This window comes from Corynebacterium efficiens YS-314, from assembly GCF_000011305.1.
GTDB lineage: Bacteria > Actinomycetota > Actinomycetes > Mycobacteriales > Mycobacteriaceae > Corynebacterium > Corynebacterium efficiens.
Genome location: NC_004369.1, coordinates 971660 through 997251, shown reverse-complemented (window position 1 = coordinate 997251; position 25592 = coordinate 971660). Strand labels below are relative to the sequence as shown.

The window sequence follows — 25592 nt, the reverse complement described above, 5'->3', positions numbered from 1 at the left end:
ACACCAATCGTGATGCTTCAACAGGGTTCCAGAACCCCTCGTGGCTGGTTTGATGTGACAGATGATGGAAGCAGGCTAAATTGCAGGAGCAGACCCAGCGGGTGGGCAAGCACCGCAAGCACACCACTTCTCAGTCGGCCAAGGGCCGCGTGGCTTTTGTGGCGGTAGCAACCGGCGCGGTCTCCACCGCAGGTGCAGGTGGAGCGGCAGTGGCACAGACCCAGGCACAGCCCCAGTCGGCTGTCACCGAGGCGGCTGTCGAGGTGGACTACCAGCTCACCAACAACGGTGTGGAGTCCGAGTACGTCGGCGGCAGCTCCGCACCACAGATCCTGGCGATTGCTGAATTCAAGCCGGTGGTCAATCTCGGTGAGCAGATCGCCAAGACCATCGAGTACAACGCAGAGCGCGTCCAGGCCGACCTGGACAACCGCGGCCCGTCCGTGGCCAAGCCCGCAGAAGGTGCCTTCACCTCCGGTTACGGCCCCCGCTGGGGCACCATCCACCAGGGCATTGACATCGCCAACGCCGTGGGCACCCCGATCCTCGCGGTGATGGACGGTACCGTCATCGATTCCGGCCCCGCCTCCGGTTACGGCAACTGGATCCGCATCCAGCACACCGACGGCTCCATCTCCGTCTACGGCCACATGGAGACCCTCGATGTCGCCGTCGGCCAGACCGTGCGCGCAGGCGAGAAGATCGCCGGCATGGGCAGCCGTGGCTTCTCCACCGGTTCCCACCTCCACTTCGAGATCCACCCGGCCGGCATGGGCCCGGTTGATCCGCTGCCCTGGTTCGCCGAGCGCGGCATCATCATCGCTTAACACCCCGGATCCCCCACCCGTTCATGGGATCCGCACCGAGGACAGTCCACCCGGACTGTCCTCTTTTTGCGTTCACGGATCCGTAACCCGACCCAACCCCCGGGAGCCAGCCCCGCACCGCCACTCCCTTGCCCTCCAATGGTTACTGGGTAACAATGAGGAGTAGTTACCCAGTAACCAAATCTCATTCCCTATTCCGTTAAGGACTGTTATGTCCATCAAACATGCGCTCCTGGCGCTGCTTCTGGATGAACCCCGTTCCGCCAGTCAACTGCAGTCCCGGTTTGCCGAGACCACCGCCGGGGTGTGGCCACTCAACATCGGGCAGGTCTCCCAGACGCTTGGCCGGCTCCACCGGGACGGCCACATCGAATCCGCGGGCACCATCACCGGTCCGACCGGGCACAGTGCGGAACGCTACCAGTTGACCGACACGGGCCGCGCCCTGGTGGATGAGTGGTTCACCACGCCGGTGGTGCAACCGGTGGCCGAACGCGATGAGCTGGTCACCAAGGTCACCCTCGCCCAGACCCGCCCGGAGCTGGATCTGATCCACCTCCTGGACACCCAGCGCGCCTCCATCATGGAGGAGCTGCGCGCCCTCAACCGACGCACCCGCACCCTGCCGGATACCCGGACCACCGACCGCCTGCTCGTCGAAAAGCGCATCTTCGAACTGGAGGCCCAGGCCCGCTGGCTGGACCGCGTCGAGACCCTGCACGCCCCCATCCTAGAAAGTGAGAACGGCCATGAATAGTACCCACCCCGCAGCACTGGAGCTGCAGGATGTCTCATGCGTCTTCGGTGAGGGGCCCCGACGTGTGGTGGCGCTGAACCAGGTGTCGCTGGTGGTGGAACCCGGTGAACTGGTCGCCGTCATGGGGCCCTCGGGGTCGGGTAAATCCACCCTGCTCAACGTCGCCGGCCTGCTGCAACAACCGACCTCCGGCCGGGTGCTTATCGACGGCGCCGATGTCGCACAACTCAACCGTGCCCGCGCGGCCCGGGTCCGCCGCACGCGGGTGGGTCTGGTCTTCCAGAACTACAACCTCATCCCCACCCTCACCGTCGGGGAGAATGTGGGTCTGCCCCTCGAACTGGATGGGGTGGATCCCCGCGAGGCTGTCCTCACCGCCCTGGCGGAGGTCGGGCTCGACGGGCTCGCCGACCGCTTCCCCGAGGAGATCTCCGGTGGCCAGGCCCAACGGGTGGCCATCGCCCGCGCCCTGATCGGGCCACGCACCGTGCTGCTTGCCGACGAACCCACCGGCGCACTCGATACCTCCACCGGCGAGGGGGTGCTGCGGGTGCTGCGCTCGCGTATCGACGCCGGGGCCGCCGGCATCCTGGTCACCCACGAACCCCGCTTCGCCGCCTGGGCGGATCGTACCGTGATGATGCGTGACGGGGTGATCCAGTCATGACCGCCCTGGCTGCCGCCACCCGCCCCACCCGGCGCGATGTGCTCAGACACCCCCTGCGTTCCCTGGCCGCGATCATCCTCATCATGATCCCGGTGACCCTTGCTGCGATCGGGGTGGTCTACAACGGATCGCAGTCCTCCTCCTTCTTCCTGAGCAGTCCACGCACCTCCGCCACCTATGTCGGTGGGGTGTGTGAACAGAGCATCGACGGTTATCTGTCAGATTGCGCAGGTGAGCCTGCCACAGGCGCGACAGAATATGAGCTGCTGCGCGCGAATATCCCGGAGGGGTTCACCATTGACCTGACCCTCACCGGAACCACCGGTGCCACCTTCGGTGAGCGCTCCGTGGTGCTGTACTTCACCCAGACCACGGACAGCATGGCCCCGGCCCCGGGTGAGGCCTTCATCCCCCAGCGCTTCCTCGACTCCCTCGATGCTGAGGTCGGGGACACCATCACGCTGGACCACGGCACGGAGGTGACCGTCGCCGGGATCACCCCGTCCGGCACCGCCGTGTTCCGGGAACCCACCGTCATCTCCCCGGAGGCCTTCTCGGTGACTGACCCGGTGACCGGCTCAGGTGACTACTGGGGTTCCTGGTCGATCACCGGCCCGGAGGCCTTCACCTGGGATGATGTGCTGGCGCTCAATGCAGTGGGCTTCACGGTGACCTCCCGGGATGTCATCGATAATCCGCCGCCGGCAGATCAGGTGACCTTCGAGGGGGACATCACCCCATCCCGTTCGGTGTTCTGGGGTGTGGTGGAGAGTGCCCTGTGGTTCATTCCAGTCGCGATCATCGGTTTTCTCCTCCTCATGCTCATCTCACCGGTGTTCACCATCTCCGTCTCCCGCCAGACCCGCACCTTCGCCCTGCTCGCCTCCCAGGGGGCCACACCACGGCATATCCGCTGGTCCGTACTGATGTACGGGCTTTTCGCCGGACTGGTCGGTGCCACCCTGGGTGTGGGCATCGGCACGGTGGGGACTGCCGCGTGGTGGTCCGCCACCTACCCGGCCTGGCCGGTGGTCGTCGACTGGTTGTGGTTGCTGGCGGCCTGGGTTCTGGCGGTGGCAGGATCCACAGCCGCGGCCTTCCTCCCGGCATTCATCGTCGGGCGTTCCAGCATCATCCGGGGTGTCCACGGTGGCGGGATAGACCGGATCCTGCGCTGGCGGCGATGGATGGCGATCGGGCCGGTATTTCTGGTCATGCTGGGTCTGATGTTCCTGGTGCTCCGATTGACGGAGGATCCCGCACGGGCCTACACCACTGATGTCTATGTGCCGTGGCGGGAGGCCCTGGGTGGTTTCGGAATCCTGTTCGCGGTCATCGCGGTGGTGGCCTCCGCCCCCGCGATGGTGTGGGCGGTGGGCCAGCTGAAGGGTCCGCTCCCCCTCCGGCTGGCCGCCCGGGATCTGCTGCGCCAATCGATGCGGTCGATCCCCGCGGTGGCGGCCCTGGCCGGCGTCATCTTCGTCGCCACCGGATTGATGGTGGCCTCGCATGCCGAGTCGGAGAGGATGACCGTGGCAGCCGGGACCGTCTACCCGGCAGGCACGGTCTTCCTCGGCATGGACAACGGTGTGGCCGGCGACCTGGACCCGGCGATCACCCGGGTGGAGTCGCAGCTGGGGGACGTCCGACGCATCGACGTCTACGGGCACAGTGATATGACTGGCTGGATGGAGGTGGAGGGATCCACCAATCCGCACTCCGGTGCCCGCGACTGGGTGTCCGCCGTCGGTGATTCCCTCGGCGCGACGGCTGTTCTCGCCTCACCGGAATTGCTGGATCTGTTCCAGATTCGGGGAGCAGACCTGGGGGGTCGGGCCATCCTGACATCCTCGCTGGAGGAACAGATCCCGGACGCACGGCTGCGGGTGCGCAGCTACGACAACCGGGGATCTGAGCCCCGGGAGGTTGTCGCCACCGCCGTGGAGACCCGACCTGTTCTGCCTCCCCTGTCCAGCGACCGGCTGATCACCGAGGAGGCATTCGAGGAACTCGGCCTGGAACGCACCTACCTGGGTGCGGTCCTGGTCAGTGGAGATGCCATCAGTCCGGAGGATGCCGGGGAGTTGAATGCCTACTTCCTGGACACCGCGGGGGTGTCGTTGAGTTTCCCTGTCTGGCCCACGGATCACATCAGGGACAACCTGGTGGGATCCGCCGGTATCACCGCCCTGGTCATCGCTGTGATGGCCCTGGTGCTGGCACTGTCCTCCCAACAGACCCGGCGCCAGCAGATCATCCTGGAGGCGGTGGGTGCCGAGCCAGCGGTGAGCAGATGGTCCAACGCCCTCTTCGGGGCGCTGTGCACCATCGGTGCTGCCCTGCTGGGGTTGGTCACCGGCCATGGGGCAGCGCTGCTCTCGGCATCACTGGCTGAGGTCAACCAGACCGGGGTGACCACCTCTTTCGGCACCCTCCAGTTCACCGGGCCGCTGTGGCCGATGATCCTGGGCACGCTGGTGATCGCCCCGCTTGTTGCCGGGGTGATCGGGTGGGTGTTCACCCCGAGGCTGGATCTCGCCGAATACCGGGAATAACAGGGTTAGAGTTTCTCCATCGGCACCCCGCCGATGAGCATGAGACGCACCTTGCCGGCGGAACCGAAGTCGATGGTCACCGTGGCCCGGGGGCCACTGCCATCGGCGGCGATAACGGTACCCAGACCGTACTTGTCATGGTTGACGCGATCCCCCACCGCCAGTTCCAGGTCCTTGTTCCGGGATTGTTTGGTGGGGATGGAGGGCCGCGACGGCGCGCTGCGCCTGGTCTGGGAGCCGTAGCCACCGGATGGGTGTCCGCCACCATAGGGGGATCCGGAGGGTGCCCAGGCGGAGCCGAAGGAGTTGGCGGGTTCCTCCCGACGCCAGTCGATGAGACCTTCGGGGACCTCCTGCAGGAAGCGGGAGGCCGGGTTGGTCACCGGGTTACCCCACGAACTGCGCAGCATCGCCCGGGTGACGTAGAGCCGCTGGCGGGCACGGGTGATCCCCACATACGCCAGGCGACGTTCCTCCGCCAACTCCTTGGCATCACCGAGTGAACGCAGATGCGGGAACTGCCCATCCTCCCACCCGGTGAGGAACACCACCGGGAACTCCAGCCCCTTGGCGGTGTGCAGGGTCATGAGCGTGACCAGGCCCTGCTCATTGTCGGGGATCTGATCGGCATCCGCGACCAGCGAGACCCGTTCTAGGAAGGCCTGGAGACTGCCCGGGGCCGGTTCGCTGTCATCCAGCTCCGGTTCACTGCCGTCCATGGTGTCATAGGCCATGCGGTTGGCGGCATCGGAGGAAAACTCCCGGGCCACGGAGACCAGTTCGTTGAGGTTGTCCAGGCGGGCACCGTCCTGGGGATCGTTGGAGGCCTCCAATTCGGCCTTGTACCCGGTGATGTCCAGGATGCGGCTGATCACCTGGCCGATGTCGGGCATGCCGGTGACCTCGTTGACCATGGAGAGCAGCTCGCCGCGCAGGGTGTCCATCAGTTCATTGAACTTGCCCACCGCATTGCGGCCACGCCCCCCGAGCAGCTCCACGTTGCCGGCGGCGGCGTCGACAAGCGCCTGTCCGAAACTGATCCGGTTGTTCTCGGCGTGCAGGGCCACGAACGCCTGGGCGCGGTCACCGATGCCGCGTTTCGGGGTGTTGATGATGCGACGCAGGTTGACGGTGTCATCCGGGTTCTCCAGAACCCGCAGGTAGGCGATGACATCACGGATCTCCTTACGCTCATAGAACTTGGTTCCGCCGACCACCTTGTAGGGCACACCGGTGCGGATGAACACCTCCTCCAGTGCACGGGAGGAGTTGTTGGTGCGGTACATGATCGCCATGTCGGAGTAGCTCAGGCCACGGTCGGCCAGCTCGTCGATCTCCGAAGCGATGAACCGGGCCTCATCGTGCTCATTGTCGGCGACATAACCGATGATCTTCTCCCCCTCCCCCAGGGCCGTCCACAGGTTCTTCGGCCGGCGGTTCTCATTCTGGGAGATCACCGCATTGGCCGCCGACAGGATCGTCTGGGTGGAGCGGTAGTTCTGCTCCAGGAGGATGGTGCGCGCATCGGTGAAATCACGCTCGAACTCCTCGATATTGCGGATGGTCGCCCCACGGAAGGCGTAGATCGACTGATCGGAATCACCCACCACACACAGCTCGGACGGGTCCTGGTCCGGGCGTCCCACCAGGATGGCGATCAACTGGTACTGCGCATGGTTGGTGTCCTGGTACTCGTCGATGAGCACATGGCGGAAACGACGACGGTAATGCTCCGCCACCTGGGGGTGCTCGGTGAAGATGCGCACGACCTCCCCGATGAGATCATCGAAGTCAACGGCGTTGGCGCGACGCAGGCGCTGCTGGTACTCCACATACACCCGCGCCACAACCGTTTCGAAGGGGTTGTGGGTGCGCTCGGCATCGGCGAGTGCCTCAGACGGGGAGATCAACTCATTCTTCAGATTGGAGATCGCCGAGGACAGGGTGCGCGCGGAGAACTTCTTGATGTCCAACTCAAGATCCTTGGCGATCATGGTGAGCAGACGGCGTGAATCATCCGAATCGTAGATGGTGAAGTTGGTGTTCAGACCCTGCACCAGCTGGGCCTGCTGACGCAGGATCCGTACACACACCGAGTGGAAGGTGGCCACCCACATCCGCTGGGCAACCGGCCCCACCAGATCGGCGACGCGTTCACGCATCTCCGCGGCCGCCTTGTTGGTGAAGGTGATCGCCAGGATCTGCTGGGGGTGCACACCCCGGTACCTCATCAGGTAGGCGATGCGCCGGGTGAGCACCGCGGTCTTACCCGAACCGGCGCCGGCGACAATGAGCAGCGGCGATCCGATGTGCTCGACGGCGGCCTTCTGCTGCTCATTGAGTCCGGCGGTCAACTCGTGCCCGAGCTCGGTGCCGTCGGCGGCCCCGGCACAGGCAGCGACGCCGTCGGCGACGTGGTCTCCAGTGGGTTTCGCGGTGGCGGAGGCGTTCTGGGCAAAAGGATTGTGTGCAGTATTCATCACCCCTCCAACGTACTAGGTGGGGTGGACACCACCACCCCAGCGGTGGTCAGGGGCATGGAGTTATCGGGGGCCATGGCAGAATAGTTCCCATGACTAATGCGGATGAGAACTTCGAAATCAGAATGCCGTCAGGCACCGACGACCCACTCTCTGATGCGGAGATCCAGAAGTATCGTGAGGAAATCGACCGCCTCAACCGGGAGATCCTCGATGCGGTGAAACGTCGCACCAAGATTGCGCAGGCTATCGGCAAGACCCGCATGGAATCCGGTGGCACCCGTCTGGTGCACACGCGTGAGGTGGCCATCATCAACCAGTTCCGTGATGAGATCGGTGAGGAGGGCCCGGCCCTGGCTGCGATCCTCCTGCGTATGGGTCGGGGCAAGCTGTAGATAAGGTGTGAAACAAGACCGGGGAAGGTCTCTGTGAGCACAGTCCGAACCGATTCCCTGCAGTGACGGTGGTCGCTTAGGTAGGGTCAGGTTATGGATACCCGAAACATCATCAAACACTCTGATCCGATCCGACATGATGACCTGGAGAGCCTGGCCAAACAGCCGGGCCCGACCGTGTCCTTCGTGATTCCGACCCACCGTGGTGGCGCTGAGAAATTCACCGATTCCCAGCGGTTGCGCCCCCTGCTGGAGGAGGCCCGTGAGAAGCTGGCCCAGCAGTACCCGGATGTTGATGCCGATGCGCTGCTGAAGCCGGTGGTCACCCTGGCCAAGGATGAGGCCTTCTGGTTGACCCAGTGTGATGGACTGGCCATCTTCGCCACCCCGGAGAGAACCCGTCACTTCCGCCTGGACCGCAGTTTCACCCCGCAGGTCACCGTCGGCGACCACCCCAATCTGCGCCCCGTCATGACCCTGGTCACCAATGACCTGGAGTTCCTCCTGTTGGCCCTGAGCCAGAACAAGGTGCGTCTCTTCGCTGCGGACCGTGCCACCATCACCCCGCTGCCCCTGGAGAACATCCCCGGCTCCGCTGAGGAGGTCAAGGGCGCTGCGGTCAACGAGCCCCGCATCCAGCACCAGACCGCCCACGGCACCGGCCCGGCACATGGCACCGGTCCCCGCGAACACAATGTGCTCAGTGGTTTCCTCCAGAACGTGGGCAAGAACGTGGAGAGGCGTTTCACCAACGACAAACGCCCCATGGTCCTGGCCGCGGTGGATGAGCACCAGGGTGCACTGCGGGACCAGTTCAAGACGGTCACCCTGTTGGATTCGATCGTCTCCGGCAACCCGGACCGCGTCAGCGAGCTGGATCTGCACGCCGCGGCATGGCCCCTGGTGAAGGAGGAATCCATCCGCCGTCATGACCACCTCGTCGATCGTCTCTCCGAGGCGCTCGGCACCGGACTGGCCACCAATGATCCAGAGCTGATCATGGCAGAGTCCATGACCGGTCGCGTCGAGACCCTGATCCTGGCCGATCGCGCACTGGAGAACCACCCGCGCAGCGTGGAGCTGGATGCCGCGATCTCCAACACCCTCATCAACAGTGGCCGGGTCGACACCGTGCACGAGTTGCCCGGCAACCATGCCGCCGGCGCCATCTTCCGCCACTAGCCGTCAGCCCGCGACACCACCCCACCGGCATCAGCCCACCCCGGTTCAGGACAACGGGGTGGGCTGGCGCGCTTCCGCCATATTCCCACCGGGGATGCGGGGAGGGAAGGGGAGGGAAACTGCCTGGTTCTAACCCTGCGCACCCATGGTGATCCACGCTAACCTGACAGGTATCCCCTTTACCCCCTTCTCACCGAGGAGTTTTCATGGCGAATGACATCACGACCACCGCGGCCTGGCAATCACTGACCGAGCGGTATGAGGCCTTCCAGGGCACCACCCTGCGTGAACTCTTCCAGGACGGTGGGCGCGCGGAGAAGCTGTCCTTCGACGCGGCGGGTCTGCGGGTGGATCTGTCCAAGAACCTGCTTGACGACGCCATCCTCACCGACCTCGTCGCCCTCGCCGAGCAGGCGGGCCTCACCGACCGCATCGAGGCCATGTTCCGCGGCGAGCACATCAACAACACCGAGGACCGCGCCGTACTCCACACCGCCCTGCGTCTCCCCGTGGAGGAGAGCCTCGAGGTTGATGGCCAGGATGTCGCCGCCGATGTCCACGAGGTCCTGGGGCGCATGCGTGACTTCGCCACCGCGCTGCGCTCCGGTGCGTGGCTGGGGTATACCGGGCGGACCATCAAGAAGGTGGTCAACATCGGCATCGGCGGATCCGATCTGGGCCCGGCTATGGCCACCAAGGCCCTGCGTGCCTACGCCACCGCCGGCATCACCGCGGAGTTCGTCTCCAACGTCGACCCGGCCGACATGGTCTCAGTCCTGGAGGACCTGGATGCCGAATCCACCCTGTTTGTCATCGCCTCCAAGACCTTCACCACCCAGGAGACCCTGGCCAACGCCAACGCCGCGAAGAACTGGCTCATCGAGCAGCTCGGTTCCGAGGAGGCTGTGTCCAAGCACTTCGTTGCCGTGTCCACCAACGCCGAGAAGGTCACCGCCTTCGGCATCAACCCGGAGAACATGTTCGGGTTCTGGGACTGGGTGGGCGGCCGCTACTCCGTGGACTCCGCGGTCGGCCTGTCCCTCATGGCCGTCATCGGTCCCCGCGACTTCATGCGTTTCCTCGGTGGTTTCCGTGCCATGGATGAACACTTCCGTTATACCGACTTCGGCCAGAATGTCCCGGTTCTCATGGCACTGCTGAGTGTCTGGTACACCGATTTCTTCGGCGCGGAGACCCATGCGGTCCTCCCCTACTCCGAGGACCTGTCCCGGTTCGCCGCCTACCTCCAGCAGCTGACCATGGAATCCAACGGCAAGTCTGTGCGTCGTGATGGCTCCCCCGTGACCACCGGCACCGGCGAGATCTACTGGGGTGAGCCCGGCACCAACGGCCAGCACGCCTTCTTCCAGCTCATCCACCAGGGCACCCGCCTCATCCCGGCGGATTTCATCGGTTTCGCCCGCCCGAAGCAGGATCTGCCCGCCGGTGAGAAGTCCATGCACGATCTGCTCATGAGCAACTTCTTCGCCCAGACCAAGGTGCTGGCCTTCGGCAAGACCGCCGAGGAGATCGCCGCCGAGGGTGTCGACGACAACCTGATCAACCACAAGGTCATGCCGGGCAACCGTCCCACCACCACCATCCTCGCCGAGGAGCTCACCCCGGCGGTGCTCGGCGCGCTGATCGCGCTCTATGAGCACATCGTTTTCGTCCAGGGGGTCATCTGGGATATCAACTCCTTCGACCAGTGGGGCGTGGAGCTGGGCAAACAGCAGGCCAGTGACCTGGCTCCCGCGGTCTCCGGCGAGGTGGAGGTCGACTCCGGTGACTCCTCCACCGACGCGCTGATCAGGTGGTACCGCACAAATCGATAGGTATTCCCTTACGATCGGAGGGTGTGAGATACCCCCGATTGATGGCCCTGACCGCCATCGCTCTGACCGCCACCAATCTGCGCACTGCCGTCACGGCACTCGCACCCCTGGTGTCGGAGATCCAGGACGATCTGCGGGTCGGGGCCTCGCTATTCGGCGTGCTGGGGATGATACCCACCGCCATGTTCGCCATCGCCGCCTTCGCACTGCCCGGCCTGAAGTCGAGGTTCACCACCTCCCAGTTGCTGATGGCGGCCATGCTGGTCACCGCTGCTGGCCAGGTCCTCCGCGTGCTGGGTGGCCCTACCAGCCTGGTGGGTGGGTCGGTGGTGGCGTTGTTTGCCATCGGCATCACCAACGCGTTACTGCCCCTGGCTGTTCGGGAGTACTTCCCCAACCGGGTGGCGGGGATGTCCACGACCTACCTGACCACCTCTCAGATCGCCCAGTCCCTGGCCCCAGTGATGGCCGTCCCGCTGTCTGCCTGGGCGACCCAGATGGGTCTGAGCGGTTGGCGGTGGTCCCTGGGCTCCTGGGCGGTACTCGGTGTGCTGGCCGCGCTGACCTGGCTGCCCCTCCTGACCACCCCGGCACCCCGGGCGGACGTGGCCGCCCCGGTGCCGGCGATGCGGATCCCGGTCTGGAGGACACCGGTCGGGATCGGCCTGGGGTTGATGTTCGGATTCACCTCGTTCACCACCTACTCACTGATGACCTTCCTTCCCCAGATGGTCACCGACCCCACCCTGGGTGCAGCCCTGCTCGGCTGGTGGTCCCTACTGGGTATCCCCCTCAACTTCATCGGGCCGTGGGTGGCCGCGCGTATGCGCAACCCGTATCCCGTCCTGGTCCTCTCCTCCGTGGTGTTCCTGGTCGGTAACGCCGGTCTGTGTTTCGCACCGATGGTCGCGCCCTGGTTGTGGACCACCCTCTCCGGTCTGGGGCCACTCGCCTTCACCATGGCACTGACCCTGATCAACGTCCGGGCACGCACCACCGCGGGGGCCACGGCACTGAGTTCCTTCGGCCAGGGATTGGCCTACACGATCGCCTGCATGGGGCCGTTGCTCACCGGTATCATCGTGGACATCACCGGTGGTTTTTCCACGGTCTTCATCCTCTTTCTCGTGGCAACAGCATGTGTGCTCGGTGGTGGATTCTTCGCAACCCGTCAGGTTCATGTGGAAGACCAGGCAAGAGACTAGGAGTTTCCCGTGGGTTCTAAAGACAGCCGTCTCAATTCATACGACAGGAACGCCGCCAGGCATACGCTCGATCTGCATCTGAAGAATGGCAGGTTGACCGCCGAGGAATATGACACCAAGAAGCTCCTGCTCGCGGTGGCAGATGACATCAGTGATCTGGAGCGGATCTTCAAGGATCTCGGTGACATGCCCAGGACAACCCGTCCGCCCAGCGCCTTCCAACGCACACGCGGACGTCAATTATCCACCTTGGACATCGTCTGCATCGCCGTCTTCTTCGTGTTCATGGGGATCATCCGGTTTGTCTTCCACGTCGAATGGCATATGTTTGCGTTCTTCGGCATTTTCCTGGTCCCCATGATCCCCCGCATGATCGTGGACATGAGGCGGGAGGAGGAGATTGTCTATTACGAGTCAGAAAGTAGAAATAAGTGATCATTGATTGGGTCATCCGCATCATGGAGGCGCTCGGCGCGCCAGGCGTGGGCATCGCTGTCTTCCTCGAGAACGTGTTCCCGCCGATCCCCAGTGAACTGGTCCTCCCTCTGGCGGGTTTCACCGCCTCCCAGGGGGAATTCAACGTGTGGGCGGCATTGATCGCCTCGGTGATCGGTTCTGTCTCCGGAGCGTATCTGCTCTACTACGTCGGGCAGGCCTTCGGTGCGGAACGCCTGCGGCGCATCGCCGACTGGATGTGGCTGGTGGAGCCCAAGGATGTCGATGACGCCCTGGCCTGGTTCGACAAGTACGGCACCTGGTCGGTGTTCTTCGGACGTCTGGTCCCCGGTGTGCGCAGTCTCATCTCCATCCCCGCCGGCATCGACCGCATGAATCCCCTTGTCTTCGGTGCCCTCACCACGGTGGGATCACTGATCTGGAACACCATCCTGATCTGGGCGGGTGTGTGGCTGGGTGAGGAGTGGGAGACGGTGACCCGCGCCTTCGAGAGTTATTCCTCCGTGGTCTATGTCCTCATCGCACTGATACTCGTCGGTGTGGTGCTGCACCTGCTGAGGCGACACAACAAACGCCTCAAGAAAGACACGACTGGGGAATCCACCGACACCGCCACCGGAGAAACCACGGGCGATGCCGTCACCGATCCCACCGGAGGTGCCACCGACTCCGGTGCCGGATCCACCCGCCGGCAGCGGTAGATCCTGGGGGTTCTACAACCTGATCATCGGTTCATAACCGACGGGGATGCGGTCATTGTCCACGATGTGCTTGCCGAAGGGGAAGCAGGTCACGGGGATCATCTTGATGTTGGCGATGGCCAGGGGGATGCCGATGATGGTGATGGCCTGGGCCGCGGCGGTGGTGATGTGGCCGATGGCCAGCCACAGTCCGGCGATGATGAACCAGATAAAATTGGAGATCGCGGACAGGCCATTGCCACCGTGGGTCTTGCGGACCACGGTCCGGCCGAAAGGCCACAGGGCGTAGTTGGCCATGCGGAAGCTGGCGATACCGGCCGGGATGGTGATGATGAGGATGCAGGCGAGGATGCCGAACAGGACATATCCCAGGGCCAGCCAGATGCCACCGAAGAGTAACCAGATGATGTTCAGGAGGAGTCTCATGCGCCCGATAGTAGTGGCTGGCAGCGTGGGCACCACCAGATGATCCGATCGCCCAGCTCAGCATTGACGATGCGGGTGCCACAACGTCGGCAGGGTTTGTTGTTGCGTCCGAAGACATAGCTGGATTCCCCGGCGCGGCGGACCCCGGTGGTCACCCGGATCGGCGAGTTGCGGTTCTCCCACATGAGGCGGCGGGTGAGATGGAGGGTCCTGTCGATGTCGACCAGTGCCACCGGTGTGGCGGGGTGGACACCCATGAGGAAACAGATCTCGGCACGGTATTCATTACCCACCCCGGCCAGGTTGGACTGGTCGAGCAGCGCCTCACCGATGGGGCGTGTCGGGCGGGCGAGGATATTCGCCTTCGCCTGCTCCAGGTCGAATTCAGGGGCCAGGACATCGGGGCCGAGGTAGGCCACCCGGTCGGGATAGTCGCTAATGTGGAAGACCTTGACAAAGCCCAGGGAGTGCCCGACCACCTCGATGGTTTCCTCCCCGGACAGGTCGAGGACGACGCGGGCGGTGTGGCCGGGTTTGCGCCACCGGTCGCCCTTGCGGTGGATGGACCAGGTGCCCTCCATCTTGAGGTGGGTGTGCAGGATCTCCTCCCCGAACTGCATGAACAGGTGCTTGCCGTAGGGCCAGACCCGGTGCACCGTTCGGCCGGTGAAATCATGCAGTGCCACCGATGGCACACGCAGGGAGGTGGCCAGCACCTCCCGCCCCCTCATGAACTGGAGGCGGCGGGACAGTTGGAATACGGAATCACCCTCTGGCATGTCTTCAGGTTAACGCCGTCCGAAGCCACCACGAAAAGGCCTGTTGTTCCCACCCTGGTAGGGCGATCTGCCAGTTGATCTCCCCGGCGGGTCGAAGGGGATCGGGTCATCGAAGGACAGGGTTTCATCATCGGCCTGTGGGGGCAGCCCCGGCACCGGGGGTGCGTCGGCAGTGGACCGCGAACCATACGACCTGCCACCGGCGCGGGCCTCCTGCCCCGGTGCCGCCCCCGACCGAAACCGCATGCCGCGCGGGGTGATGGAGGCACCTGCAGCCCGGAAGGCGGGCAGGTGGGGGGAATCGAAGACGGATTCGCCGTTGATCTTCTCCACCACCAGTTTCTCCTGGATGGCCAGTGCCCGGGCGACATGGGTGATCTCCTCGGTGAACAGGGTCAGTGTGCGCCCGCCGCGGGTGAGGTGTGCCAGCAGCAGTCCGTCGGCGATGATCACGGTGGCACCGGCCGCCCGGCTGGGTCCCTGTTCCGGCCACGGCAGGGCGGCACCATAGGGGTTGGCGGGATCGGCGGCGGCGATGAGGTAGACCTCGGGGTCGGTGGTGCCGGAGGGCCAACCCTCCACATCCGGGGAGTCATCCATGCCACGCAGGCGGTCGATGATGGCCGGGGTGGAGAACTGTGCCGCGCCGAGGCCCTCGATGAGATAACCACGCATGGCCTTGCCGCTCTCCTCGAATCCGGAGAGCACCTTGTAGGCCAGGGCGAAACCACCGATGACATCCTCAGCCACCACACTGCCGCGGGTGACCACACCGTAGCGGTCCAGCCAGGCCTCGCCGTGGGCGAGTGACCGGGTGGTGGCATCGAGCGCCGGGCGCACCGACAGCGACCACCTGCCCCGCATGTCCGGGGGTGAGGATTCCATCTGGGCGAAGGAGGTGCGTCCCATCCGCAGCCGGGAACGGTTGGGGCGTCGTTTGGCGCGGTGGGCGGTGGTGCCGGAGGCCAGGCGCGCGCGGACCGGGGCGAAGGAGTCCGGGCTGACCAGACCTGCCTCCACCAGACCCCAGAGCGCCTCGCGCAGCTGCTCCGGGGAGATGTGCCCGGTGATCAGGCCGAGATCCTCACCGGTGACATCGGCGAGGATATCGGCGAACCGGAACCCACCGCCGGGGGCGAGCACCTCGAGCACAGATTCCTGCAGTGCGGTCAGCCCGGTGGTCACCGGTTCCGGCATGAGCTGGGCGGCATAGTCGGCGGGCAGCAGCATGATCCACGGATCCTGCGACCCTGCCTGTCCCGCGCCGACCACCAGCACCTCCCCACTGGCGGTGAGTTCATCCAGGTGCAGCGGGGTGTAGTCCCCCACCCGGCGCGGCAGCACGAGATCCTCCCACGCGCTGGCCGGCAGGCGCACCCCGGCGAGCTGCTCGATGACGGCGAAGGTGCCGTCGACCCCGCGCAGGGTGGGATGCTTGTCGACGCCGGCCACCTGCTGCCAGTCCAGCAGGAACCGGGCGAACGCGGACTGGGAGACCGGCTTTGTCTGCTGGCGCGCGATCGCCAGGCTGCGGCTGCGGATGCGGCGCAGCACCTCGGTGGCGCAGTATTCCTGTTCCTGCACACCCTGCCGGTAGCGGCCCTGCACCACATCGGCGTTGCGCAGCGCAGTGTGGGCGGTGGCGATACCCAGGCCGAAGGCCTCGGCGAGGTCCTGGGCCACGAAGGGACCGCGGGTACGTACCCACCGGTTGACCAGCTGTTCCAGGGCGTCGGTGATGGTCTCCACCTGGGCGGGTACGCCGGGTGGGACGGGTACCCCGAGGGCGTCGCGAAGCAGCGGGGCGTCGAGCACCTGCGCCAGGTGCGGGCGTCCGTTGATGCGCACCGTCATCGCACGGTCGCCCAGGTCCGGGTCGTCGAAACTGATGTGTTCACCGAGTTCATCGAGGGGGATGGGCCCCAGGATGCGCAGGCTGTCGGCCAGTTCCTCATTGTTTCGGGCCCGACGCTCGCCCTTGCGTTGCAGCTGGGTGTGGACCTCCTCGATGACATCCGGGTCGAGCAGCTGGCGCAGCTCCACCTCGCCGAGGAGTTTCGCCAGCAGCGACGGGTCCAGCGCGAGTGCGGCGGCGCGTTTCTCCGCCAGGGGGGAATCCCCTTCGTACATGAAGGCACCGGTGTAGTTGAACAACAGTGAGGAGGAGAACGGGCTCGGCTGCTGGGTGGTCACCTCGGCGATGCGCACCTTGCGCAGCTGCAGATCCCCCACCAGTTCCTTCAGCGCGGGCAGATCGTAGACATCCTGCAGGCATTCCCGCACCGTCTCCAGGATGATCGGGAAACTCGGGTATTTCCGCGCCACGTCCAGCAGCTGGGCCGCACGCTGGCGCTGCTGCCACAGGGGTGCACGCTTGCCGGGGTTGCGGCGCGGCAGCAGCAGGGCACGCGCCGCGCATTCCCGGAACCGGCTGGCGAACAGTGCCGAGTTACCGACCTGCTCGGTGACGGTCTTCTCCACCTCATCGGCGTCAAACATGAACAGTGATGCCCCGGGTTCCTCATCGCCCTCCGGCAGGCGCAGCACGATGCCGTCATCACCGGCCACCGCCTGAGCGTCCATCCCGGTCAGTTCCGCGATCCGCGCCCCGATGGCCAGGGCCCACGCGGCGTTAACACCGCGGCCATAGGGGGTGTGCAGGACAATGCGCCAGTCCCCCAGCTCATCCCTGAACCTCTCCAGCACCAGGGTCTTCTCATCGGGCAGGATGCCGGTGGCCTCCTCCTGTTCACGCAGGTAGGTCACCAGGTTGTCATGCGCCCATCCCTCCAGTCCGGAGGTGGTGGGATCGGCGAGAACACGGCGTCGATAAGCACCCAGGGCGCGGCCCAGCTCGGCGGGCCGACCCGCCTGGTCACCGGTCCAGAAGGGCAGCCTGCCGGTATGCCCCGGCGCGGGCGTGACCAGCACCTGATCGCGGGTGATCTCCTCGATGCGCCAGCTCGACGCACCGAGGGTGAACACATCACCCACACGCGATTCATAGACCATCTCCTCATCGAGCTCACCCACGCGCCGGGGCGTGCCCTCCCCGCCCATGAGGAACACACCGAACATGCCACGGTCCGGGATGGTGCCACCGCTGGTCACCGCGACCCGCTGCGCGCCGGGGCGGCCCTCGAGCATGCCGGAGACCCGGTCGTAGACCACGCGCGGACGCAGCTCGGCGAAATCCGTCGACGGGTAGACACCGCTGACCAGGTCGATCACCGAGTCGAAGACTTCCCGGTCGAGCTCGCGATAGGGGTATGCGCGGCGCACGGTGTCGAACCAGTCATCGACGTGGACATCCGTGATCGCGGTGGCCGCCACGGTCTGCTGCGCCAGCACATCCAGCGCATTCATGGGCACCTTCAGCTCCTCGATCAGTCCCTGCGTCATCCGTTCGACGGTGATCGCGGTCTGGACGAGGTCGGAGCGGTGCTTGGGGTAGAAGGAGCCTGTCGACGTCGCACCCACCGAGTGCCCGGCGCGACCAACGCGCTGCAGCCCGCCGGCCACCGACGGGGGCGACTCCACCTGCACCACCAAATCAACAGCACCCATGTCGATGCCCAGTTCCAGGGAGGAGGTGGACACCACCGCCTTGAGGGTGCCCTCCTTGAGCATGGTCTCGGTCATGGCGCGTTCATCCTTGGACACCGAACCGTGGTGGGCACGCGCGATCACCGCCGGTGCCTGCCCCACCTCATCGGCGGCCACCATCACCTGCGCGGGCGGGCGACGGCGTTCCGCGGACAGCGACTCCGGATCGTGCTCCAGAGCCCAGATCTCGTTGAGGCGGCTGGTCAGACGTTCCGCGGTGCGACGCGAATTGACGAAGACCAGGGTGGACCTCGCCGACATCACCTGTTGGTAGACCTGATGTTCGATGAACGGCCAGATCGAACCCTGCGTGGGCAGGGCGGATTCCGCCTCGCCGGGGCCGGCCAGACCGAGGGGATCATCAATGACGTAGTCACCGATGGTGGATCCCGGTTCCTGCACGGGCAGATCCGACATGTCCTCCACCGGGACGGTGACCGTCAGATCCCACTTCTTCTCCGCGGGCGGGGCCACAATGGTCACCGGGCGGTCCCCGCCGAGGAACTGTGCGACGCGCTCCAGGGGCCGGACCGTGGCGGACAGGCCGACGCGCTGGATGGGCCGGGCGACCAGTTTCTCCAGGCGTTCCAGGGTCAGCGCCAGGTGCACACCGCGTTTGGTGCCGGCCATCGCGTGGATCTCATCGATGATCACCACATCCACATCCTTGAGGATGGCCCCGGCCTTCGAGGTGAGCATGAGGTAGGCGGATTCCGGGGTGGTGATGAGGATGTCCGGGGGTTTGCGCACCTGCCGGGCCCGCTCGGCGGCAGGGGTATCGCCCGAACGGACACCGACGGTGATGTTGGGCACATCCAGCCCCATGCGGGAGGCGGTACGGGCAATGCCGGTCAGGGGTGCCCGGAGATTGTTCTCGATGTCCACACCGAGCGCCTTCAGGGGCGAGATGTAGAGCACCCTGACGCGGCGGCCCTCCACCGGGGTGGGGCTACCGGTGTCCAGAACCGTCTGACCTGTCTGTTCCACCAGTGAATTCAGTGCCCACAGAAAAGCGGCAAGCGTTTTACCGGAACCGGTCGGTGCGACCACGAGGGCGTTCTCCCCATCGGCCACCGCGCGCCAGGTCCCCTCCTGCACGGGAGTGGGGGCTTCGAAGACGTCCCGGAACCACTCCGACACCTGGGGACGGAACCTGGAGAGAATGCTGTTGGCCATGCCCCAATGTAACCAAAAGTCTAGAATCAGTGTCATGACTGCTCAGATCAATGATTCCATTCTGACCAAGCGCCTGGCGCAGGGAACCGGTGAAATTCTCAAGGGTGTCCGCAACGTCGGTGTGTTGCGGGGACGCAACCTCGGTGATGCCGGTGATGACCTGGCCCAGAACTGGATCGCCCGGGTTCTGGAGCAGCACCGCCCCGATGACGGTTTCCTCTCCGAGGAGGCCGCCGACAACCTGGAGCGTCTGAACAAGAACCGCGTCTGGATCATCGATCCCCTGGACGGCACCAAGGAGTTTGCCACGGGACGTCAGGACTGGGCGGTTCACATCGCACTGGTGGAGAACGGCATCCCCACCCACGCCGCCGTCGGTCTGCCCGACCTGGGTGTGGTCTTCCATTCCGCCGATGCCCGCGCAGTCTCCGGCCCCTTCTCCGGGAAGGTGGCCATCTCCCACAACCGTCCCCCGCAGGTGGCGGAACATATCGCCGCACAGCTCGGCTTCGATACCGAGGCACTCGGATCCGCCGGTGCCAAGGCCATGCACGTTCTGCTCGGTGACTATGATGCCTACATCCACGCCGGTGGCATGTACGAATGGGACTCCGCCGCCCCGGTGGGTGTGTGCAAGGCCGCGGGCCTGCACTGCTCCCGCCTCGATGGCTCCGAACTGACGTACAACCACAAGGACACCTTCCTGCCTGACGTGCTCATCTGCCGCCCGGAGCTGGCCGAGGAGATCCTCGACCTGGCCGCGAAATACCGCGAGGAGAACGGGGCCTACTAGGTCGGCTGGGCTTTTCTTCAACTTCTGGTCTCCGGCGGTTACACTCGGGAATCATGACTGCCATTCCCACCCCATATGAGGACCTCCTCCGCACCATCAGAGACGAAGGCGCCCATAAGGACGATCGCACCGGCACCGGCACCACCTCCCTGTTCGGCCAGCAGATCCGTTACAACCTGCAGGAGGGTTTCCCCCTCCTGACCACCAAGAAGGTTCATTTCCACTCCGTGGTCGGTGAACTGCTGTGGTTCCTGCGCGGTGACTCCAACGTCCGTTGGCTCCAGGACAACAACATCCGCATCTGGAACGAGTGGGCCGATGAGGACGGCGAGCTCGGTCCCGTCTACGGCGTGCAGTGGCGCAGCTGGCCCACCCCGGACGGTCGCCACATCGACCAGATCTCGCGTGCACTGGAGATGCTGAAGAACAATCCGGATTCCCGCCGTAACATCGTCTCCGCATGGAACGTCTCCGAACTGGAGAACATGGCGCTTCCCCCCTGTCATCTGCTGTTCCAGCTGTATGTCGCCGATGGGAAACTGTCCTGCCAGCTCTACCAGCGCAGCGCCGACATGTTCCTCGGTGTGCCCTTCAACATCGCCTCCTACGCCCTGCTGACGCACATGTTCGCCCAGCAGGCAGACCTGGAGGTGGGTGAGTTCATCTGGACCGGCGGTGACTGCCACATCTATGACAATCACACCGAACAGGTCGATGAACAGCTGAGCCGCGCGGCGCGCCCCTACCCCACCCTGGAACTGAACAAGGCTGCGTCCCTGTTCGACTACACCTTCGAGGACATTGCCGTGAGCAACTACGATCCGCACCCGCTCATCCGCGGCAAGGTCGCGGTATGATCGGCGCGATCTGGGCCCAGGGCCTCGACGGGGTCATCGGTGACGGCGCGGGCATGCCCTGGCACATCCCCGAGGATCTCCGCCATTTCAAGGAGGTCACCCTGGGGCAACCCGTCATCATGGGTCGTAAGACCTGGGAATCCCTGCCGGAGCGTTTCCGTCCCCTGCCGGGCCGGGAGAACTTTGTGCTCTCGCGCCGGGAACCCGGTGACTGGTCCACAGGTGCCACCGTTGTCCGGGAACTGCCCGCAGCGGGGTGGATCATCGGCGGCGGTGAGGTGTACCGGGCCACCATCGAGCACACCGACGTTCTGGAGGTCACCGTCATCGACGCCACCTTCGCCGACGAACTCGGTGACCGCGCGGTCTACGCCCCTGAGATCCCCGACTTCTTCACCCTTGAGACTGACACCGGGTGGCAGGATAGTGACACCCACCGTTTCAGGTTCCAGCGCTGGGTGAATAACAACCACATCGCCTAACACCGCTTCACAAGGAGAATAACCATGGCACATGCAACCATCTACGCCACCGACTGGTGCCCCTACTGCGCATCGCTGATGCGGGGTCTGAAGGACCTCGACCCTGCCGAGTACGAGGTCATCGACGTGGATCAGGATGAGGAGGCCGGCGAGTGGGTGAAATCCGTCAATGATGGCAACCGCATCGTGCCCACCGTGAAATTCTCCGACGGTTCCCACGCCACCAACCCGCCGGTGGCGGAGGTCATCGCCAAGATCCAGGATCTGTCCTAAAAGCCTGCTTGTCGACGCCTCCCCGACACACCAACGGCGCCCGCTACCAGCCTGATTGGGCTGATGACGGGCGCCGTTTATGCGTTATGCAGTGTGGGGGACGGTATTTCTACTCGTCTTCCTCGCCGAACAGACGCGCCATGTCCTCCGGGGACAGATCGGTGTTCACACCGGAGAAGGTGATGGAGAAGATCTCCTGCAGGTAGCGATCACAAGCTGCACTGAGCTGCTTGGCGTCGTACTTGTTCAGAAGAAGGATGCGACGGGTGGAACCGTCTTCCTGGATCTCATCGACGGCCAGGGCAGGAACATTGTCCTTAGTGATCTGGCGGACAACGATTGGTCGGCGCTGCACATCGTGGAACGAGGGCTTCAGCTCAGACATGACCACTCCTTGAGGTAAGTTTCGAATACCTTTCCAGTCTACGTCGTAACACCACGTTAAGAGCGGTATTCCCGTTTAGACTGCCCCCTTTTCACCCCGGGTGTGGGGATACGCTAATCTAGTCGGGTACGCCTTGGTAGCTCAGTGGATAGAGCACCGCTCTCCTAAAGCGGGTGTCGGAGGTTCGATTCCTCTCCAGGGCACCATTCACCCTCCTGAACACCCTGATCGGGTGTCCAGGAGGTTTTTCTTCTCATCGTCGATGCCATTGGTACCGACGGGGACGGGAGCGTGTGCGCCCGGCACATCCCGGATCAGCTGCCTCGCACTGGGAGGCAAGGGTCAGGTCACGCCCCCAAGGAATTTTATTCACGTTTCGGCAGAATTTTTTTCCCCTGCATTCGCCACACTCTCCAATGCAATTCCCATCCCCGCCCACATAGTCGACCCCCAGCCGGTGATCATGGGGTGCCAACAGTGGAAACATAAGAATTCCCTAATCTCCCGGGCGGACAATCACCCGTTACTTTGATGGTATCCCCGATAATGGGGATAGTCGCTGGGCCCGGTATGGCTTAATTGCCCTGTAGTTCACATGATCCGGGGGGTGTTGCCGCCGGGCTACCAGGACATCCGTTGACTGCTGATAGGGACACGGACGACCTCTCAAGGTTCAGTTCTCTTTGTAACGTGGGTGCCAGCATCGGATGTCAAGACACCAGCGACGCAGTTTGACCGTCACTGTTGCTACGACACCACGAGGAGGCCGGCTATGACCACCGGCACCATCGACGTCACCATCGGACTCGACGTCGGTAAAACCGCCCACCACGCCTGCGCCATGACCCCTGCAGGCGAGATCATCTACGACAAACCCCTGCCCCAAGACGAAAACCAACTCCGGAAAGTCTTCACCGAACTCCAGACCCATGGCACCGTCCTGGTGGTTGTCGATCAACCCAACACCATCGGTGCCCTGCCCATCGCAGTGGCTAGAGATGCCGGCTGTCTGGTGGGTTACCTGCCCGGATTAGCGATGCGCAAGGCCGCTGATCTTTATCCAGGGCGGTCTAAAACCGACCGTCGGGACGCCTTCATCATCGCCGATACCGCACGGACCATGCCACACACTCTGCGGGCAGTAGACCGGGATAACGAAATCCTGTCGGCGTTGAAGATGCTATCCGGATTCGATGATGACATCGCCAAGGATTGCACTCGCACGATTAACCGACTGCGCAGCGTGCTCACCCAGATCTACCCCAGCTTCGAACGAGCCCTGGCTGGCGACATCATCACCAGGCCCTTGGTCCTGGACATGCTCATCCACTACGGCGGACCGACGAAGATGAAGAAGGCCGGTTACCACCGGGTTTTAGCCTGGATGAGTAAACGCGCCAAGAAGGATCCCACCACACTCGTGGATGCGATCTTTGATGGTCTGAAAGCCCAGACCGTAACAGTGCCTGGCACGACAGCTGCGGAAATCGTCATCCCGCAGTTGGCTACCAACATCAAAGCCTTGCTGGAACAACGCAAGACCATCGCGGAACAAGTCGAGGAGCTACTCGAAGAATTCCCTCTTCACCAGGTCTTGATGTCCATGCCGGGAGTTGGCATCAAGACCGCAGCCAACATCCTCCTGGCCGTCGGTGACTGTTCTGACTTCCGGTCCGCCGGCCACCTGGCTGCCTATGCGGGGATCGCCCCGGTGACCCGAAGGTCCGGCACATCCATTCGAGGTGAATTCCCGGCTAGATCAGGTAACAAAAGACTCAAGAATGCGTTGTTCTACTCGGCATTCGCATCAATCCGGTTCCACGAGCCGTCGAAGACCTACTATGAACGAAAACGGGCTGAGGGCAAGCGCCACAATGCTGCGATCATGTGCCTGGCCAGGCGGCGGTGCAATGTCATCTACGCGATGTTGACCCGAGCTGAATTCTTCCGGGAGGTTCCTGCCAGGGCGGCTGCCTAATTCCGAGTCAGTACGATCAGCTGATCAACAATGAACACACTGACCAGCCGATCAACCATGCCCACACTCAGGAATGAGCACTTACCCCCGAAGCTGTTTCTTGAGTACAGGGCCTGACTCTTGACAAAAACATAGGGACACCCCCCATTTTCACAGCCGGAACACCGTCCTTATTCAATAGGTTTTACCTCCACTTCCGGGCCTTTTCACCAATCTAAACCTTTATAATAGGTAGCATTATTGTTAGTGTTTATAGGTTCCTGTCACTCAACCAAAAGAAGGGACCTATTCTTGACGCCGCCTATACACACTGAGACGACCTCACCCGGACTGGGGTTCCGGGGTTATGCCTCCATCACCATGACAGTGCTTCTGTCCTTCGCCTATGGACTCCAGATGTATGCGACCGTCCCGGCATTCGGAGCGCTGGCTGACGAATTCTCCCTCGACCTCACCCAGATCGGATTCCTGGTATCCATCTGGTTCCTCGGTTACGCGGTAGCCCACGTCCCGGCCGGTTTCGCCGCCGCGGCCTGGGGCGCGAAACGCGTTGCTGTCTGGGGTGCCTTCGCCCTGACGCTCTCCACCGTCATCTTCGCCTTCGCCCAGAGCTACGGAATGATCGTGTTCTCCCGTGGACTCGGTGGTGTGGCCATGTCCTTCATGGCTGGTGCGGCCTTCCCCCTGGCCACCGCCTGGGCCCCCGCCAAACACTCCCGACTGATCGTCGGCGGTCTGGTCAACGGTGTCGGTTTCACCGGCGCCTCCGCCCTCGGCCTGTACGTATGGACGCTGCTCATCAACTCCTACGGCTGGCGCGTCAGTACGCTCATCGCCGCCGCCATCAGCCTCATCGTGGCTGTGGCCTCGGTGTTCCTCATCACCACGCCCCGCCACACCGATGAACTCGACGGTGGTCACTTCACCCTCAAGGCAACCGGTCAGGTGCTGCGTTCCCGTTCCATCTGGGCTATCGGCATCGGCAGCATCTGTGGTTATGGCGTCCTCTTCACCGTCTCCCAGCTCGGCCCGGGTTATGTGGAGAGCGAATTCGGTTTCTCCGCTGAAAACGCCGGTCTGCTCGGTGCCCTGATGCTGCTCCTCGGTATCCCGGCTGCCCTGGCCAGCGGTGTCATCGCGGACCGTGCACGCCGCTTCCTGCCCACCCTGTGGATCCCTGCGGGTCTGCTCGTGATCATGCTGGCCATCCTGCCGTTCATCAGTGGCGCTGGTCTGTGGATCGCGCTGCCACTCGTCGGCATCCTGGGCTCGATGTACTTCTCCCCCGCCACCGTGGCGCATGGTGAGTACCCGGATGAGATCTCCCCGGCCAACTACTCCACCGCGTTCGGCCTCGTGCTGTCCCTGGGCAATATCGGTGCCTTCCTCTTCCCCTATGTCTACTCGGTGGCCACCGGATACGTCGGTGCCCGCTGGAGCTGGATGGTGCTGGCTGCGATTGCTGCCGTCGCCTGGTTCGGATTCCTCTTCGCCCGTGAACCACGGGTGGACAAGGCTGATACCCCGTCGGACTCCGACGATCAGATCGCTGTATCCAAGAAGGCCTACAGCCTGAGCCGTTAAGGCCATTAATCGCGTTAGACGATTACTCCTATATAACGCCCGCCTGCACACCGGCCCCCACACTGATGGAGACCACGGTGCAGGCGGGTTTTTCATGCGTCCCACCGCCGTGCCACAGATAAAAACCGCCCGCCCCCTGCTCTCCTGAGGAGAAACAAGGGGCGGGCGGTTCGAGTCATGCTCCCATGCCGGT

General features: G+C 63.9%; 21 protein-coding genes and 1 tRNA gene. 17 read left to right on the top strand and 5 right to left on the bottom strand.

Translation table 11 applies throughout. The features are described 5' to 3' along the window. Positions 1-80: 80 nt before the first annotated feature. From CE_RS04785 to CE_RS04770, 4 genes are all read left to right on the top strand, one after another. The gene (locus CE_RS04785; protein ID WP_006770101.1) at positions 81-827 is read left to right on the top strand and encodes a M23 family metallopeptidase; all 747 of its coding nucleotides are present in this window, start codon (positions 81-83) and stop codon (positions 825-827) included. 211 nt (positions 828-1038) lie between these two features. Further along, complete coding sequence (locus CE_RS04780; protein ID WP_006770103.1) at positions 1039-1584, top strand: PadR family transcriptional regulator; 546 nt, start codon at positions 1039-1041, stop codon at positions 1582-1584. Beyond that, positions 1577-2251 (top strand): ABC transporter ATP-binding protein, encoded by a 675-nt coding sequence (locus tag CE_RS04775; RefSeq protein WP_006770104.1) that lies wholly within the window; start codon positions 1577-1579, stop codon positions 2249-2251. Before CE_RS04780 ends, CE_RS04775 begins: the two co-directional genes overlap by 8 nt. Continuing rightward, complete coding sequence (locus CE_RS04770; RefSeq protein ID WP_006770105.1) at positions 2248-4806, top strand: ABC transporter permease; 2559 nt, start codon at positions 2248-2250, stop codon at positions 4804-4806. The genes CE_RS04775 and CE_RS04770 overlap by 4 nt, the downstream gene beginning before the upstream one ends. Before the next feature lie 5 nt (positions 4807-4811). On the opposite strand, the gene pcrA is transcribed toward CE_RS04770, so the two are convergent. Next, the gene (gene pcrA / locus CE_RS04765) at positions 4812-7286 is read right to left on the bottom strand and encodes a DNA helicase PcrA (protein WP_006770106.1); all 2475 of its coding nucleotides are present in this window, start codon (positions 7284-7286) and stop codon (positions 4812-4814) included. A 92-nt stretch (positions 7287-7378) separates the two neighbouring features. On the opposite strand from pcrA, the gene CE_RS04760 reads away from it, so the two are divergent. The 6 genes from CE_RS04760 (at position 7379) to CE_RS04735 (ending at position 13060) form a co-directional block, all read left to right on the top strand. After that, positions 7379-7681, top strand: coding sequence for a chorismate mutase (locus CE_RS04760; RefSeq protein WP_006770107.1), 303 nt, complete (start codon positions 7379-7381; stop codon positions 7679-7681). Between the two features lie 93 nt (positions 7682-7774). After that, positions 7775-8863, top strand: a complete 1089-nt coding sequence (locus tag CE_RS04755; RefSeq protein ID WP_006770109.1) for a hypothetical protein — start codon at positions 7775-7777, stop codon at positions 8861-8863. Positions 8864-9069: 206 nt separating this feature from the next. Further along, positions 9070-10698, top strand: coding sequence for a glucose-6-phosphate isomerase (pgi, locus tag CE_RS04750; protein WP_006770110.1), 1629 nt, complete (start codon positions 9070-9072; stop codon positions 10696-10698). A 23-nt stretch (positions 10699-10721) separates the two neighbouring features. Continuing rightward, positions 10722-11903, top strand: coding sequence for an MFS transporter (locus tag CE_RS04745; RefSeq protein ID WP_035109901.1), 1182 nt, complete (start codon positions 10722-10724; stop codon positions 11901-11903). 9 nt (positions 11904-11912) lie between these two features. Then, positions 11913-12338 carry a DUF1707 SHOCT-like domain-containing protein gene (locus tag CE_RS04740; protein WP_006770112.1) on the top strand — a complete coding sequence of 142 codons (426 nt, stop codon included), beginning with the start codon at positions 11913-11915 and terminating at the stop codon, positions 12336-12338. Next, positions 12335-13060, top strand: coding sequence for a DedA family protein (locus tag CE_RS04735; protein ID WP_006770113.1), 726 nt, complete (start codon positions 12335-12337; stop codon positions 13058-13060). Before CE_RS04740 ends, CE_RS04735 begins: the two co-directional genes overlap by 4 nt. Positions 13061-13072: 12 nt before the next feature. Here CE_RS04735 and CE_RS04730 read toward each other — a convergent pair whose 3' ends face one another. Genes CE_RS04730 through CE_RS04720 form a run of 3 tightly spaced genes read right to left on the bottom strand, consistent with a single transcriptional unit; the run spans position 13073 to position 19047 of the window. After that, positions 13073-13486 (bottom strand): YccF domain-containing protein, encoded by a 414-nt coding sequence (locus CE_RS04730; protein ID WP_006770114.1) that lies wholly within the window; start codon positions 13484-13486, stop codon positions 13073-13075. Further along, positions 13483-14265 carry a DNA-formamidopyrimidine glycosylase family protein gene (locus CE_RS04725; protein WP_006770115.1) on the bottom strand — a complete coding sequence of 261 codons (783 nt, stop codon included), beginning with the start codon at positions 14263-14265 and terminating at the stop codon, positions 13483-13485. Before CE_RS04725 ends, CE_RS04730 begins: the two co-directional genes overlap by 4 nt. 9 nt (positions 14266-14274) lie before the next feature. Beyond that, entirely contained in the window at positions 14275-19047 is a 4773-nt protein-coding gene (locus CE_RS04720; protein ID WP_081447258.1) for an ATP-dependent helicase, read from the bottom strand. A 34-nt stretch (positions 19048-19081) separates the two neighbouring features. On the opposite strand from CE_RS04720, the gene CE_RS04715 reads away from it, so the two are divergent. From CE_RS04715 to CE_RS04700, 4 genes are read left to right on the top strand one after another with little or no spacing between them, the layout of a single operon-like run. Then, positions 19082-19840 (top strand): 3'(2'),5'-bisphosphate nucleotidase CysQ, encoded by a 759-nt coding sequence (locus CE_RS04715; RefSeq protein ID WP_006770117.1) that lies wholly within the window; start codon positions 19082-19084, stop codon positions 19838-19840. Between the two features lie 53 nt (positions 19841-19893). Then, complete coding sequence (locus tag CE_RS04710) at positions 19894-20697, top strand: thymidylate synthase (protein ID WP_006770118.1); 804 nt, start codon at positions 19894-19896, stop codon at positions 20695-20697. Continuing rightward, entirely contained in the window at positions 20694-21179 is a 486-nt protein-coding gene (locus CE_RS04705) for a dihydrofolate reductase (protein WP_006770119.1), read from the top strand. The genes CE_RS04710 and CE_RS04705 overlap by 4 nt, the downstream gene beginning before the upstream one ends. Positions 21180-21203: 24 nt before the next feature. Continuing rightward, a complete protein-coding gene (locus CE_RS04700; RefSeq protein ID WP_006770120.1) occupies positions 21204-21452 on the top strand; it encodes a mycoredoxin in 249 nt (82 codons plus the stop codon). A gap of 109 nt (positions 21453-21561) precedes the next feature. Here CE_RS04700 and CE_RS04695 read toward each other — a convergent pair whose 3' ends face one another. Continuing rightward, positions 21562-21837: a hypothetical protein gene (locus CE_RS04695; RefSeq protein WP_006770121.1), complete on the bottom strand. Its 276-nt coding sequence runs from the start codon at positions 21835-21837 to the stop codon at positions 21562-21564. Between the two features lie 130 nt (positions 21838-21967). On the opposite strand from CE_RS04695, the gene CE_RS04690 reads away from it, so the two are divergent. The 3 genes from CE_RS04690 (at position 21968) to CE_RS04680 (ending at position 25399) form a co-directional block, all read left to right on the top strand. Further along, positions 21968-22043 (top strand) — tRNA-Arg (locus CE_RS04690). Positions 22044-22609: 566 nt separating this feature from the next. Then, positions 22610-23815 carry an IS110 family transposase gene (locus CE_RS04685; RefSeq protein ID WP_006770548.1) on the top strand — a complete coding sequence of 402 codons (1206 nt, stop codon included), beginning with the start codon at positions 22610-22612 and terminating at the stop codon, positions 23813-23815. 360 nt (positions 23816-24175) lie between these two features. Beyond that, entirely contained in the window at positions 24176-25399 is a 1224-nt protein-coding gene (locus tag CE_RS04680) for an MFS transporter (RefSeq protein ID WP_006770122.1), read from the top strand. The last annotated feature ends 193 nt before the right edge of the window (positions 25400-25592 follow it).